This window comes from Dehalococcoidia bacterium, from assembly GCA_035310145.1.
Taxonomy (GTDB): domain Bacteria; phylum Chloroflexota; class Dehalococcoidia; order CAUJGQ01; family CAUJGQ01; genus CALFMN01.
Genome location: DATGEL010000104.1, coordinates 1 through 13,859, shown reverse-complemented (window position 1 = coordinate 13,859; position 13,859 = coordinate 1). Strand labels below are relative to the sequence as shown.

Here is a 13,859-nt window from a genome sequence, read left to right as displayed (position 1 = left end):
GGCATGGTGCGAGCGCAGCCCCGTGGGGCCGCGCTGTCTACCGGAGCCGGGCTGCGCCAGGCTCTGGGTGGGCTACTCGGGGTGCGGGGGTTCCGGGGCGAGCGTGGCGGCGTGCGCCTGCAGACCCTGGAAGTCCTCGTCGGAAACGGTCGTCTTCAGCGCGTTGCCCAGGCGCTGGCGCAGCCCGGGTGCGCGCCAGCAGGCGGGATCGTCGCAGAGGTAGGCGCCGCGCCCCGCCTGCTTGCCGGTGCGATCGAGGCGGACGCCCCCCTCCGGCGGCCGAACGAGCCTGACGAGGGCCCGCTTTGCGGTCGTCGTGCGGCAAACGACGCACGTCCGCTGCGGCACGTGCCGGGGAGGAAGCGGCTGCCGCCGGGCCGGCGTGCCGGCCGGCGCGCCCGATCGAGGGCCATGCGACCCTCGGGCGGGCTTATCGCCTCTTCGTGAGGTACTGGTACTCGTCGTACTCTTCCTCTTCCACCTCTTCAACGTGGCCGCGCTTGCCCTTTTTGGACTTCGTCGCCGCTTCGAGCAGCTCGATCTCATCTCGCTGCTCGCCGGCTTTCCGGTGCTTCTGCTTCTTGCCGCTGCGCCCGCCTTCCGGACGCACCGGCTCGGCCATCGGTTGACGGATGTTCAAGTCTTCGGCGAAGCGAATGCCGCCGAGCGCCGCCGGCCGGCCCGTGGGCGTGGCCACCGCGGCCACGCGCAGCGGCTCGGGCTCCGGCTCGGCGAAGGGCCGCGCCGGCTCCGGTGTCTCGAACGGCTGCGGCGCGAGCACCGGTTCGCCGGGCGCAAGCGCCGCGGCAGGCCGGTCGATCTCGCGCTCTTCGCCGGCCGGCTCGGGCTCGGCGATGATCGCGGCTTCGGGCGGCAGCTCTGCCAGCCGCTCCTGCTCCACCGCGGTCTGGCTGCGGATGTCGATGCGCCAGCCCGTCAGCTTGGCCGCCAGGCGGGCGTTCTGGCCCTCTTTGCCGATCGCCAGCGAAAGCTGCCGGTCGGGCACGACGACCGAGGCGGTGTTGTCCTCTTCGCTGACAGAGACGCTGACCACCTGCGCGGGGCTGAGCGCGTTGGCGACGAAGCGCTCCGGCTCGGGATCCCACTGCACTACGTCGATGCGCTCGCCGCCCAGCTCGTTGACGACGTTCTGGATGCGGATGCCGCGCAAACCAACACAGGCTCCGACCGGATCGACACCTTCCTGCCGCGCCCAAACCGCGACCTTGCTGCGGAAGCCGGCCTCGCGCGCGATCGACTTGATCTCGACCGAGCCGCGGAAGATTTCCGGCACCTCCAGCTCGAACAGGCGCTTGATCAGATTCTTGTGGGCGCGGGAGACGATGACCTGCGGCCCCTTCGTGTCCTTGCGCACTTCGGCGACGTAGACTTTGAGCCGCTGGCCGGGCTGGTAGTGCTCGGTGCGCACCTGTTCCGGCGGCGGCAGCAGCGCTTCGGTCTTGCCGAGGTCGATGTAGACGCTGCGATGACCGCCGCTGCCCTCGATGCGCTGCACGGCGCCGGAGATGATGTCGCCCTCGCGGCCGGCGTATTCTTCAAAGACGACCTCGCGCTCGGCGGCGCGCAGCCGGTCGAGCACGACCTGCTTCGCCGCCTGCGCGGCGATGCGGCCGGCGGGCTTCGCCGCGACTTCCTGATCGACGTGCTCGCCGAGCACAGAGCCGGGGCTGAGGGCGCGCGCCTCTTTCAAGGTCAGCTCGATCTTCGGATCGGTGACCTCGTCGACGACGGTGCGGCGGCTGAAGAAGTGCGCCGTGCCCGTGTTGGGATCGATCTTGACGACGATGTTGCCCGCGCTCGCCTGGTCCTTCTTATAGGCCGATGCGAGCGCCGCCTCGACCGCGTCGAAGACGACTTCTTTGGGGAGGTTCTTCTCCCCCGCCAGCTGTGCGATCGCCAGCAGAAAATCGTTCTTCATGCCCGGCTGTTCCTCCCCGAGGGTCACCGCCTTCGACGCCGGGCGGGCGCACGAAGGCCAACAAAAAAGTGGGGGGAACCCCACTTCAACACTGCTCCCCTGGCGGTCTTTATGGTAGCATCCGGCGCCCGCCAACGCAACGAAGCACGGCATGCAACGATGGCGGCGGGGCCGCTGTCGGCGCCGGCGCCGCGGCGGCAGATCGGCTGGGTGGCGGCCACCGACCGTGCAACGAAAATCTTGCGCTGACCATAACAGCAGCGCCGGTAAGCGCGGCGCGCTCGTACGATACGGCACAAGCGAGGGGCGGCGCCTGCATCGCGCCCTTCGTGCGAAGGCGGACCCGGAACACGGGGATACAGGGGGCGGCATTGCGCGGGGCGCCGGTTCGGGCGCCCAGGGAAGGTGCGCCTGCCATGTATTGCTGCGTGATCTGCCACTTCGCCGTGCCGCTGGACGACACGGTGATTAGCGGCCGTACCGGCCGCTGTATCTGCCTGCGCTGCTACGTGCGCGAAACCGGCTCAGAGCAAACGATGCCCGCCTGGCTGACGCGCGATCTGCGCACCACGCTGAGCGCGATCGGCGGCGACTGAGCCGCCGACCGACGCGGCCGTTCGCCGTTCCAGGCGGCGGCTACAGGCGCAGGGCGGCTTCGAGCTTGCGCCTGTCAAGCGTCGGGCCGACGGCGGCGAGGGCGAGGTTGTCCGGGCGGAAGATCTTGGCGGCGACGCGCTGCACGTCGGCGGCCGTCACACCGCGCAGGCCGTCCACGACCGTCTGCACCGGCTCGATCTTCTTGACGACCAGCAGGTTTTCGCCCGCACGCTGCGCGAGCGCCATCGAGCTTTCGAGGCCGAGGCGGAAGCTGCCTGCGGCGTAGTCGCGTGCCTTCGTCAGCTCAGCCTTGCCGACCGGACGGTCCACCAGCTTCTTCAGCTCGGCCATGATCACCTTCACGGCCTTGACGGCGTTCTCGGGGCTGACGCCGGCCGAAACGGAGAAGGCGCCCGTGTCGGTGTAGCGCGCGGTAGAGGCGCCGACGGAGTAGGCGAGGCCGCGCTTCTCGCGCACCTCGCGGAACAGGCGCGAGCTCATGCCGCGGCCGAGCACGTTGGTGAGGATCGTGAGGGCGAAGCGGTCGGGGTCTTCGCGGCGGATGCCGCGCATGCCGATCGCGAGGTTGGCCTGCGCCAGGTCGCGCTCGTCTACCTGCAGCCGCTGGGCCCCGAGGTCCGGTGCGGCCGCCGACACGCAGGGCACCTCGCGGCTGGCGGCCTTGCCCCAGCACTTGTGCGCCAGCTCCAGCACCTGCTCGTGGGTGACGTTGCCGGCCACGCTCAGCACCATGTTGTTCGGCACGTACCAGGTGTCGAGGTGGTCGCGCATATCCTGCCGGGAGATGCCATCCACGATCTCCAGCGTGCCGGCGATGCTGCGGCCGATCGGCTGGTCGCCGTACACGGCCCTCGACAGCAGCTCGCCCACCCAGGCGCCGGGCTGGTCGTGCGTGCGCCGGATCTCTTGCTGCACCACCGTGCGCTCGCGCTCGACCTCAACCGGCTCGAGCAGCGAATTCTGCACCATGTCGGCGACGACGTCCATCGCCAGCGACAGCATCTCGTACGGCACCTGGTTCCAGTAGCAGGTCAGCTCTTTAGTCGTGTAGGCGTTGAGCACGCCGCCGGCGCCCTCGACCTGGCCGGCGATGATCGTGGCGTTGGGGCGGCGGGCCGTGCCCTTGAAGAGCATATGCTCCATGAAGTGCGAGACGCCGTTGACGCGCAGTTCCTCGGCGCGCGAACCGACGCCGACGAAGACGTTGACGCTGGCGGACTGGGCCGTGGGAATGGGCGTGGTCACGACGCGAAGCTGATTCGGCAGGGTCGAGATCTGCCAGGGTTCCGTGCCCTCGCTCGCCGCCATCCTGCCCCCCGCGTTCTGCATACTAGCAAACGGCGCCCCGGCGGCCGGAAACCGCAGCGCAGGGCGCCCGCCGCGAGTATAGGCAGCCCCCGAAGAGCCGGTCAATATTCGCCGTCTGCGCCGCGGCGCCCGCGGGACTGCAACGATTCCCGGCGAAGGTGCGCGATCGCTGCGCAACGACGATCATGATGCTGGCCGGGAGTGCGGCCCGAGGGACATGGTGAAGACGGTCTGGAGACTCGCCAGGGCGTCGGCAAGCGCCTACGCGCGCGACAAGGCCAGCACATTCGCGGCCGCGATCGCCTATCACACGCTGTTCTCGCTCTTCCCCCTGGCGCTCTTCGTGATCGGCGTCGGCGGCTACTTTATGACCAAGGGACAGCGCGACGCCCTGGTGCGTGAGTTGGCGCGGGCGCTCGGCAGCAGCTCCGGCGCCAACATCGAGCGCCAAATCCGCCTGGTGACCAACGGGCGAGCGGGCATCAGCCTCGTCGGCCTGGCGCTGGCGCTGTGGTCCGCCAGCGCGATCTTCGGGTCGTTGCGTACCGGCCTGAACGTGGTTTGGAAGTACGAGCGCCGCCGCTCCTTGCTCACGGGCAAGCTCCAGGATCTGATCGCCGTGCTTGGTTTCGGCGGCTTGCTGGGCATCGCCTTCGCCGGCACGTTCGTGCTCACGCTGCTCTCCGAGATCGCGCACCGGCTGCTGGGCGCGCGGCTGGGTGAGGTCACTACGCTCGTCTTCGGCGCCCTCTTCTTTCTCCTGCCCTTCGCCCTGAGCTTCGGCACCTTCGGCGTGCTCTATATCGTGACGTCGCCGCCCGGCGTGCGCTGGCACCGGGTTTGGCCGGGCGCCCTGATCGGCGCCATCGGTTTCCAGGCGCTCAATCTCGGCTTCAGCGTCTTCGTGCGCTCGTACGGCAGCTTCGACAAGGTCTACGGCTCGCTGGGCGCGGTGATCGCCTTCCTCTTCTACGCCTATCTGCTGGGCAGCCTGTTGCTCTTCGGCGGTGAGGTGGCGCACGAACACGCGCGGCTGCAGGCACGGCCGGCAGACCCGGCGCTGCCCGCCGACGACGCGCTTCGCCTGGCGCCTCCTGGCTGATGCGGCCGCCGGCGCCGCGCCGGGAGGAGTAGTGGACGCGAAACCGCCATCAGTTCGGCGCCGTATACGCAAGTGCCCGTGCTATGATCGCGCCACGCCGGCATAAGCCTGCTGAGGAGATTCGCCATGGCTGCGGCGCCGGTTCGCTACATGGTCGTCGATGACCACACGCTCTTCCGCAACGGCCTGGTCAGTCTGTTGCAGCAGTTTGACGACGTGCAACTGGTTGCCGAGGCGAGCAGCGGGCCCGAGGCGATCGAAAAGGCGCGGGAAACGGCTCCCCAGGTCGTGCTGATGGACATCAGCATGCCGGGAATGACGGGAACCGAGGCCACGCGGGCGATCCTTGAAGAAGCGCCGGAGACGGCGATCTGCGTGCTCACCGTCTCGGAACAGGACGAAGATCTCTTTTCGGCCGTCCGCGCCGGCGCCCGCGGCTATCTGCTCAAGGATACGGAGCTGGATACCTTGCACGACGCGATCAAGGTGCTGGCCGAGGGCGGTACCTCGATTACGCCGGCGCTGGCCACCCGCCTGCTCGAAGAGTTCGCTCGCGCCAGCCCCGCGCCGCGCAGCGGCGGTCCGGGGCTCGACCAGCTCACCACCCGCGAACGGGAGATCCTCGAATACGTCGCCGCCGGCTGGCGCAATCAGGAGATCGCCGACCACCTCCAGATCGCGGTGAACACGGTGAAGGTGCATCTGCGCAACATCCTGGAGAAACTGGATCTGCGCAACCGTCAGCAGGCCGCCGCCTTCGCCGCGCAGGAAGGGCTCGTCGGTCCGCCGCCGGTCGGGCGCCACGCTGAAGCGGACCGCGCCTGAGCGGGCGCTACGCCGTGAGCCGCACGATGTGCGACGATACGGACGTGGCGGCGCTCGTGCCCGTCTGAACCGCTCGATGGAGTCCGTCCCGCATGCGTGTGCTCGGCATCGAAACCTCCTGCGATGAGTCCGCGGCGGCGATCGTGGAAGACAGCCACCGTATCCTCGCTAACACGGTAGCGACGCAGATCGACGTGCATCGACGCTACGGCGGCGTTGTGCCGGAGGTCGCCTCACGCCAGCATTTGCAGACGATCATGCCGGTGGTCGAGACGGCCCTGCATCTCGCCGGCTGCGGCTGGGACGCGATCGACGGCGTGGCCGTGACCCACGGCCCCGGTCTCGCCGGCTCGCTGCTGATCGGCGTGAACGCCGCCAAGGCGCTGGCCTTCGCGCGGCGCAAGCCGCTGGTCGGGCTCAACCATCTCGAGTCGCACATCTACGCCAACTGGCTGGACACGGACACGCCGACCGAGCCGCCGGCCTTTCCCGCGCTCTGCCTCGTCGTCTCCGGGGGCCACACCGACCTGATCGTGATGGAGGATCACGGCCGCTACCGCCGGCTGGGCCGCACGGTGGACGATGCGGCCGGCGAGGCGTTCGACAAGGTGGCCCGCCTGCTCGACCTGGGCTTTCCCGGCGGCCCGGCGATCGAAAAAATCGCCGCCACGGTGCAGCGGCGCGAGCTGGAGCTGCCACGTGCCTGGCTGCCGGGCACTTTCAACTTCAGCTTCAGCGGTCTGAAGACCGCCGTGCTCAACCTGACGCGCGAGCCGGAGCACCCGGAGGCGCCGGAAGTTGCCGCCGCCTTCCAGGAATCGGTTGTGGATGTGCTCTGCGCGAAGACGGTGCGCGCGGCGCGCGAGCTGGAGGTGCGGCAGATCCTCGTTGCGGGCGGTGTGGCCGCAAATGGGGCGCTGCGCCGGGAACTGAGCGCGCGGGCGCCCGTGCCCGTGCGCGTGCCGCCGCCGAGATACTGCACGGACAATGCGGCGATGGTCGCCGCCTGCGGGTACTTTCATTTCCGCACCGGTGAACGCAGCGACTTCGCCCTCGATGTCGAGCCAAGCCTTGCCTTCGCCAGCTAGCCGCTCGCTGCGCTACCGGCGCTGGACCACCTGCCGGCACTGCGGTTTGCCCTACGCGCTGCGCCATGCGGCGCCGCGGCCGGGCCATGCCTGCTCGGTTGCAGCCGGCTGTCTGGTGATCATGCCCTTCCGCCGCTGCGCCGTCTGCGACGCGGCCGTGCATGCGGTCTGTCCCGACGAGGCGGCCTCTGCCTGCCCCGCTGAAGCGGGCGTGGGCGCACAGGCTGCCGGGCAGCGCTGAGCGCCGGCCATGGACCGGGAGGAAGGAGGCCGCCGCGTGTACGAACGCCGCGCGATCTCCCGGCGACGCTTCGAGAGCCTGGTGCGGCGCGCCATGCGCAGCATCCCCTCGGAGCTGGCGCAGCGGCTGGAGAACGTCGATATCGTGGTGAAGACGCGGCCTTCGCCGGGGCAGCTGAGCGCCGGGCGCGTGCCTGCCGGCCACACGCTGCTCGGCCTGTACGTCGGGACCGACCTCACCCGCCGCGGCAGCGCCTACTCCTTTGCCATGCCTGACCGGATCTTCATTTATCAAGAGCCGCTGGAGCGCCTTGCGCGCAATGAGGATGATCTCACCGCCCGCATCCGCCAGACCGTGCTGCACGAGATCGCCCATCACTTCGGCATCAGCGACGCGCGCCTGCACGAGATCGATCGCTACTGAGCAGGCGAAAGGGCGCCTGCTGCCAGTCAGCGGGGAGTGCGGGACGATGATGGACGTGCGCGAGTGGATCGGCCGCTGGTTCGGCGGCGAGGAGCCATCCCCGAACCACCCGCCCGCCTGGACTCCGGGACCGGGCCGGCCGCGCCCGCACACCATCCTCTACTGGGCGCTGACCGCCTGGACGGGCCTCTGTGCGCTGGCCCTGCTCTTCTCGCGCGGCAGCTTCGCCCGAGCGCTGGCGGGCGGGCTCGGCGACCAGGCGGGACGGCATCTGCTCGGCGCGCAGGCGCTGCTGCTCGCGATCGTCTTCGGCGCGATCGCCCTGCGTCCCGGCCGGTTGGAGTGGCTGCCCCTGCTTTCGCAGTGGCTGATCGTCGTCGTGCTCGCCTACGACTGGCTGGCCGGCCGCAGAGCGTTCGGCGGCGTCGCGCTGGCCCTGCTGATTGCGCTGGCCTTCGCCTTGCTCCTGACCGGCTTCCGCCTTGCCGGCGAATCCACGGTGCACGCGCGCCCGCCGGTGGGGGCGCCGCCGCGCGGCCCCGACGGCCTGCCGTACGGCGAGACGCCGACGGAACGGCTCTCGCCCGGGCCGGAGATGCCTGCGGCGCCGTCCGCGGCCGGCCAGCCTTCGCCGACGCGCACGCCGGATGACCACCCCGACGACCACAATCCGGGCGCGTGAAGGCGCTCGCGGCCCGCGCCTCAGTAGCGAGAGACGTTGAGCTCGTCCATGCGGCCGGTAACGAGGAAGACGACGCGCTCGGCGATGTTCGTCGCTCGGTCGGCGATGCGCTCCAGGTTGTGCGCGGTCCACAGGTGATAGGTGAGCGGCGTAATCGCCGCCGGCTCGCGAATCATCTGGTTGATGGTGACGGCGTACACGGTGTCGTAGAGGGCGTCCACTTCGTCGTCGCGCATGCAGACGGCGAGCGCCGCGTCCACGTCGTGCTCGATGAAGGCGGTCAGGCTGTCGTGCAGCATGCCGCGCGCCTTGGTCGCCATCTCGGGAATGTGCCCGAAGTCCTGGCCGTATGCCTCACCCACCATCAGCAGGCAAATGCGGCCGATCCCCTCCGCGTGGTCGGCCATGCGCTCCAGGTCGGAGATGATGTTCAGCACGGCGACGATCACCCGGAGATCGGTTGCCAGCGGCTGCTGCGTCGCCATCACCTGGATGCATTGCTCTTCGATGGCGAAGCGCTGGTGATTGATGCGCGAATCGTCCTCGATCACCCGCCGGGCGAGCTCGACGTCGCGGCGCAGCAAGGCGTCGATCGCGCCCGCAATCGCCTTCTCGGTCATGCTGCCGAGCACCAGGAGTTCGTCCTGGATGCGCTGCAGCTCGCGCTCGAAGACGGTTCGCACCATCGCGCTCGATCATCCTTCCCGCGCGTCGTCCGTTCTGCCGCGTGCGGCGCCGCGCAGCCGCACACGGACCAGGCGGCAACCGCTGACGGGGCAGATCCGCGAACGAATGTCGCGCTGCGCCGAACGCCGGCGCTGCGGACCGGGCACGTTCCGCTGCATGGTACGCTCCGTGCTGTCGCCTGTGAACACCACCGAGGCAGCGCGGCTCAACGCCGAAGCCCGCGCCGGGAGAGGGCCGGCCGGCCAGGCGCTGCCGGGGCAGCGAACGGGGAGGCCTCCTGTTCAGGCATCGCGTGGCAGGCAGAGCGGCGCTTCCCAGCTGCGGCGCCCGCGGCTCAGGCACGCAGGCAGTAGCCGACCTGGCGCACGGTGTGCAGCAGCACCGGGTTGGCGGGGTCGTCCTCCAGCTTTTCCCGCAGCATGCGCATATGCACGTCCACGGTGCGCGGCTCGCCCTCGAAATCGTGACCCCAGACCCGTTCGAGCAACAGATCGCGGGTGAACACCTGGCCAGCATTGCGGGCGAGAAAGAGCAGCAGGTCGAATTCGCGGCGGCGCAGTTCGACCGGCGCGCCCCGGCGCAGCACCTGGCGCCGCCGCGGGAAGATCTCAAGCGGGCCGACCTGGATGGGACGGTCGGCGTTGCTGCTGGTTTCCGGCCCGGCGCGGCGCAGCAGCGCCCGCACGCGCGCCACCAGCTCGCGCATGCCGAACGGCTTGGGCAGGTAGTCGTCGGCGCCGAGCTCGAGCCCGCGCACCGTGTCGGCCTCGCTGCCCCTGGCGGTGATCATGATGATCGGCAGCGAAGAGACCTGGCGAATCGCGCGGCAGATCTCCAGCCCGCTCATGCCCGGCAGCATGATGTCCAGCAGGACGAGGTCGACATCCTCCCCGCGAAACACGTCGAGGGCGCCGCGGCCATCGGGCGCCCAGTGCACCAGGAAGCCTTCTCGTTGCAGCGCCAGGCGCACGGCGCGCGCAAAGGTGGTTTCGTCCTCGACCAGCAGGATCGAAGCGGCACGAACCTCGGCGGCCGGCTCGGCGGTTGGTGTGGCCACGGCGGCTACTCCGCCGCGCCGGGGGGGAAGGCCATGTTGAGCCGGTCCAGCGGATCGTCGCCCTTGACGTTGTCGACCGCGTCGAGCTCTTTCTCGATGCGCGGATCGAGCTGCTCAAGCTGCATCTTGAGCGAGCGGTGGTAGGCGAAAGAGGAGAGCAGGCGCTCGGTTTCGGCGCCGCACTGCGGGCAGCGCGGCAGCGGCTCACCGTCCTGCGCGACGCGCCGCGCAAACTGGCTGAAGCGATGGGCGCAGGCGGTGCAGCGGTACTCGTAAACCGGCATGTCTGTGGCGCTCGCCCGGCTCAGGAGCGGGCGATGGCGGACATCTTCTCAACGCAGCTGGGGCAGAAGACCACGCTGCTGCCGTTGGCCGGGGCGTCGGTTTCGGTGCCGCAGGCCATGCAGTTGGCGGTGTAGCTGCCGGAGGCGCCGCCGCCATCGAACGAGCGGGCGGCGACGCTGCCGTCACCGTCGCCGCGTCCGCCGCGGTCGTAGTCGTCGCGCCGGCCGCGCGGCCGGCCCGAGCGGTTGTTCACGTGGCCACGGCCAGAACCGCCCTGTGCCCGCGGCCCGGCGTAGGTGGGGCTGCCGGAGCGGGCGCCGGCGCCGGCCGGGACCGATTCGCCGCGCTGCACGCGCCGCGCCGCACGGCAGGATGGGCAGCGCTTGGGCTCGTTGCTGAAGCCCTTCGAAGCGTGGAACTCCTGGTCGCGGGCGCTGAAGACAAACGTGGTCTTGCACTCGACGCAGGTCAAGTTCTTGTCGGTGTACGTCGTCACTCGACGGCCTCCTCGATCGGTTGTGGGTCGTGTGGTCATCGAGTGGGCGGCGGACGTGGCGCGATTGGGCGCGTCGCGCGGCGCGAAGCCGGAACCCGTTTCCCGAACGAGCGTAGCACACGCCGCCCATGCGTCCAACCCCTGTGCGTTTCCGCACAATCGGCGCCGAGGCGCCAACTGCGCACCGGTAGGTACTGCGCAGCACGTACTGCGTAGAATGAGGGCCGCTGATGTCTGGGGTGACGAGGCAAGGAACCATGCCGGTTTCGCTGCGCGGCATCGAGCGCGAGCTGCGCCGTCGCCTGGCCGGCGCAGGCCGCGCCGACCTGGCCGATCGCGCGCTCGATCGCGTGGCACTGACCGACGACGGCGGCACCGTCTACGTCCACATCTTCATGCGCCCCGACTGGCCGCACTTCCGCGCCGGCGACGCCTATCCGCTCGCCTTCGCCGACCACCCCGACCTTCGCAGCCTGGCGCAGTGGCGTGCCTTCCTGCACGAAGCCCGGCTCCTGCTTGCCGATGACTTCGGCCGCATCGTGCTCTGGCTCGAGGGACGCTGACGCCCCGCGCCGCTGTCTACCCCGCACCGGGAGCCGGCTCGCGTGCCAGCGCCGCCGCGGCAGGTTCCTCCGGCACGGGCTCCGCGGCCAGGGCCAGCGCTGCTGCCACGGCCTGAGCCGGTGTGAGCGCACGGCCCTCCCGCCAGGCCTGCGCGAAGCCGCCCTCGCCCAGTTCCTCGCGGGCCGACCTCAGTGCCCGCTCCGCGTCCGCCCTGTACGCCGGTCGCAAGCCCGTTTCACTGGCTGATTCGAGTGCGGAGGCAGCGGCGAAGAGCCGCACCGCCGCCGGCAGGGCGCCACGCGCGACGGCGCTCAGCCCGAACGCGCTCAGGTTCTGGGCTGTGCCCCAGAGTATGCCGTCCTCCCATCGCAGCCGCAGCGCTTCCGCGAGCGCTGCCTCCGCCCGCCCTACCTCTCCCCGACGCAGGGCGGCGCGGCCCGCCAGCTCGATCCCGTGCGGCAAGACGAGCCGAGCACCTGAGGCCCGCTCCAGCGCTATCGATCGCTCCGCCAGCGCGATCGCCTCGGCGTCATCACCCTGGGCGAAGGCGATGAGGCCGAGGTAGAAGAGTGGCCGCGCCGGCGCCCACGGGTCGCCCAGTTCACTGAAGATGGCCAGAGCCTCTTCACATAGTGGCTTGGCGGCGTCCGGATCGCCCCCGTTGAGCACCGACATCACCTGTGCATCCAGGGCCCAACCGAGGCCAAATTGATCGCCGCTGGACCGCAGCGCCGCCACGCTGTCCTCGGCCAGCAGCCGGGCTGCAGCCGGCTCGCTGTAACTCAATGCGGCCGCCTGCCCTGCCTGGGCGAGCGCACGGCTGCGGCTGTCTCCCAGCTCACGCCAGCGCGCCGCGCTCCCCGCGAACCTGGCGACAGAGGTACGGGATAAACCGTATTGAAGGGCGACCCTGCCCGCAGTGAAGAGCGCCCGGGCCCGGGCCGCGCCGCAGCCGGCCGCGGCGGGCAGGGCCAGCAGTTCCTCGATCTGGCGCCGGTCCTCCTGCGTGGCCCCGGTGTGGAACCAGAGCCACAGCGCGCCGACGAAGTTCAATGCCTCCTCGATCTGCCCCTTGGCCCGCAGCCAGCCCAGCGCCAGGCGCAGGTTATCGCGGTCGGCGGTCAGGCGCGCCTGCCACACCCCGTGTTGCGCCCCCTTCATCCCCGGCTCCGACGCCTCCGCCAGCGCCAGCAGCGCCCGCGCGTGGCGCTCGCGCACCGCCGCTTCCTCACCGCTCTCCGCCAGCCGCTCCAGGGCGAACTCGCGGATCGTCTCCAGCATCGCGAAGCGCGGCTCGCCCGCAACCGCCGGCCGTGGCTGCAGCAGGCTGTGCTCCGCTAGCGTCGCGATCCCCTCCAAGACTTCACCGGCGGCGCCGGCCTCGGCCGAGCAGACGGCCTCCGCCATCTCCAGACCGAACCCAGTCACGAAGACCGCCAACCGCCGCAGCAGCGCTTGCTCCGCCGGTCCCAACAGGTCGTAGCTCCAGGCGATCGCGTTGCGCAGCGTCTGCTGGCGGAGCGGCGCATCCCGCGCCCCGCCAACCAGCAGCGGCAGGCGGCGCTCTAGCCGCGCCAGCAACGCTTCCGGCGGCAGCAGCCGGGCACGGCCGGCCGCCAGCTCGATCGCCAGCGGCAGTCCGTCCAGCCGGGCGCAGATCGCCGCCACCGCCGCCGCGTTGCCGTCCGTCAGCCCGAAACCCGGCAGCACGGCGCGGGCCCGGTCCACAAACAGCGCCACCGCCGCGTTCTGTGCCGCGACACCGGGAGCCGTGCGACCATCTTCGGGCACCGGCAGCGGGGCCAAAGGGTACTCGCGCTCGCCGGTGACACGCAGGGGTGCGCGACTGGTCGTGAGCAGCCGCAGGCGGGGGCAGGCCGCGAGCAACTCGGCCACGAGCGCTGCGGCGGGCATCAGCTGCTCGAAGTTGTCCAGCAGCAGCAGGGTGGCGCGGTCGTGCAGGGCGATGGCGAGGCTCTGCGCGAGCGGACGGGCGCCGGTCTCGGAGATGCCCAGCACGTGGGCGATGGCGGAGGCAACCAGCGTCGGGTCCGTAAGGGGCGCGAGGTCGACGAAGAGGACGCCATCGGGGAAGTCGTCGAGCAATGCGGCGGCGACCTGGAGTGCGAGCCGGGTCTTACCGGCGCCGCCGACGCCCGTAATGGTGACGAGGCGGGTACCGGCGTGGCGCAGCAACGCGGCGACGGCCGCGACCTCGTCCTCGCGCCCGATGAAGCTGGTGAGCGCGAGCGGCAGGTTGTTGGGGCGGGCATCGAGCGTGTTCAGCGGCGGGAAGGTTTCGGGCAAGCCGGCCGCAGCAAGCTGGAAGACCTGCTCAGGTTCGCTCAGATCGCGCAGGCGATGGCGGCCCAGCTCGGTGAGCGTCGCGCCGGGCGGCAGTGTCTCGCGCACCAGCCGGGCGGTCGCCGCGGAGAGCAGCACCTGGCCGCCGTGCCCCGCGGCGCGCAGGCGAGCGCAGCGGTTGACGGCGGCGCCGTAGTAGTCGCCCTCGCGCAGGTCCGCCTCGCCCGTGTGCAGCGCCAT

Annotated in this window: 16 protein-coding genes; 8 read left to right on the top strand and 8 right to left on the bottom strand. The window is 70.6% G+C overall.

Translation table 11 applies throughout. The annotated features are described in order from the left end of the window. Positions 1 to 72: 72 nt before the first annotated feature. Together VKV26_19475 and nusA are read right to left on the bottom strand one after the other, a co-directional pair. Positions 73 to 546, bottom strand: a complete 474-nt coding sequence (locus VKV26_19475; GenBank protein HLZ72092.1) for a YlxR family protein — start codon at positions 544 to 546, stop codon at positions 73 to 75. Continuing rightward, on the bottom strand, positions 431 to 1,939 hold the full coding sequence (nusA, locus tag VKV26_19470) for a transcription termination factor NusA (protein ID HLZ72091.1): 1,509 nt from the start codon (positions 1,937 to 1,939) through the stop codon (positions 431 to 433). The genes VKV26_19475 and nusA overlap by 116 nt, the downstream gene beginning before the upstream one ends. 416 nt (positions 1,940 to 2,355) lie before the next feature. Here nusA and VKV26_19465 point away from each other — a divergent pair, with 416 nt between their 5' ends. Then, on the top strand, positions 2,356 to 2,535 hold the full coding sequence (locus VKV26_19465; GenBank protein HLZ72090.1) for a hypothetical protein: 180 nt from the start codon (positions 2,356 to 2,358) through the stop codon (positions 2,533 to 2,535). A 40-nt stretch (positions 2,536 to 2,575) separates the two neighbouring features. Here the strand turns inward: VKV26_19465 and VKV26_19460 are convergent, their stop codons facing one another. Continuing rightward, the gene (locus VKV26_19460; GenBank protein HLZ72089.1) at positions 2,576 to 3,865 is read right to left on the bottom strand and encodes a pitrilysin family protein; all 1,290 of its coding nucleotides are present in this window, start codon (positions 3,863 to 3,865) and stop codon (positions 2,576 to 2,578) included. 220 nt (positions 3,866 to 4,085) lie between these two features. Here VKV26_19460 and VKV26_19455 point away from each other — a divergent pair, with 220 nt between their 5' ends. The 6 genes from VKV26_19455 (at position 4,086) to VKV26_19430 (ending at position 8,226) form a co-directional block, all read left to right on the top strand. Beyond that, positions 4,086 to 4,967, top strand: coding sequence for a YihY/virulence factor BrkB family protein (locus VKV26_19455; protein HLZ72088.1), 882 nt, complete (start codon positions 4,086 to 4,088; stop codon positions 4,965 to 4,967). 126 nt (positions 4,968 to 5,093) lie between these two features. Beyond that, a complete protein-coding gene (locus VKV26_19450) occupies positions 5,094 to 5,792 on the top strand; it encodes a response regulator transcription factor (GenBank protein ID HLZ72087.1) in 699 nt (232 codons plus the stop codon). Positions 5,793 to 5,884: 92 nt separating this feature from the next. Then, on the top strand, positions 5,885 to 6,880 hold the full coding sequence (gene tsaD / locus VKV26_19445; protein HLZ72086.1) for a tRNA (adenosine(37)-N6)-threonylcarbamoyltransferase complex transferase subunit TsaD: 996 nt from the start codon (positions 5,885 to 5,887) through the stop codon (positions 6,878 to 6,880). Next, positions 6,864 to 7,121: a hypothetical protein gene (locus VKV26_19440; protein ID HLZ72085.1), complete on the top strand. Its 258-nt coding sequence runs from the start codon at positions 6,864 to 6,866 to the stop codon at positions 7,119 to 7,121. Before tsaD ends, VKV26_19440 begins: the two co-directional genes overlap by 17 nt. Before the next feature lie 36 nt (positions 7,122 to 7,157). Continuing rightward, positions 7,158 to 7,544: a metallopeptidase family protein gene (locus VKV26_19435; protein HLZ72084.1), complete on the top strand. Its 387-nt coding sequence runs from the start codon at positions 7,158 to 7,160 to the stop codon at positions 7,542 to 7,544. Between the two features lie 46 nt (positions 7,545 to 7,590). After that, on the top strand, positions 7,591 to 8,226 hold the full coding sequence (locus VKV26_19430; GenBank protein ID HLZ72083.1) for a hypothetical protein: 636 nt from the start codon (positions 7,591 to 7,593) through the stop codon (positions 8,224 to 8,226). Between the two features lie 20 nt (positions 8,227 to 8,246). Here VKV26_19430 and phoU read toward each other — a convergent pair whose 3' ends face one another. The 4 genes from phoU to VKV26_19410 all read right to left on the bottom strand — a co-directional run bounded on the left by phoU (position 8,247) and on the right by VKV26_19410 (position 10,751). Next, on the bottom strand, positions 8,247 to 8,912 hold the full coding sequence (phoU, locus tag VKV26_19425) for a phosphate signaling complex protein PhoU (protein HLZ72082.1): 666 nt from the start codon (positions 8,910 to 8,912) through the stop codon (positions 8,247 to 8,249). 335 nt (positions 8,913 to 9,247) lie between these two features. Beyond that, complete coding sequence (locus VKV26_19420; protein HLZ72081.1) at positions 9,248 to 9,970, bottom strand: response regulator transcription factor; 723 nt, start codon at positions 9,968 to 9,970, stop codon at positions 9,248 to 9,250. A gap of 5 nt (positions 9,971 to 9,975) precedes the next feature. Further along, complete coding sequence (locus VKV26_19415) at positions 9,976 to 10,254, bottom strand: zinc ribbon domain-containing protein (GenBank protein ID HLZ72080.1); 279 nt, start codon at positions 10,252 to 10,254, stop codon at positions 9,976 to 9,978. A gap of 20 nt (positions 10,255 to 10,274) precedes the next feature. Then, positions 10,275 to 10,751, bottom strand: a complete 477-nt coding sequence (locus tag VKV26_19410) for a zinc-ribbon domain-containing protein (GenBank protein ID HLZ72079.1) — start codon at positions 10,749 to 10,751, stop codon at positions 10,275 to 10,277. A 257-nt stretch (positions 10,752 to 11,008) separates the two neighbouring features. Between VKV26_19410 and VKV26_19405 the strand changes: the two genes are divergently transcribed. Then, positions 11,009 to 11,314 carry a hypothetical protein gene (locus VKV26_19405; protein ID HLZ72078.1) on the top strand — a complete coding sequence of 102 codons (306 nt, stop codon included), beginning with the start codon at positions 11,009 to 11,011 and terminating at the stop codon, positions 11,312 to 11,314. Between the two features lie 16 nt (positions 11,315 to 11,330). On the opposite strand, the gene VKV26_19400 is transcribed toward VKV26_19405, so the two are convergent. Then, a partial coding sequence (locus tag VKV26_19400; GenBank protein HLZ72077.1) for an AAA family ATPase occupies positions 11,331 to 13,859 on the bottom strand: 2,529 nt, incomplete at its 5' end.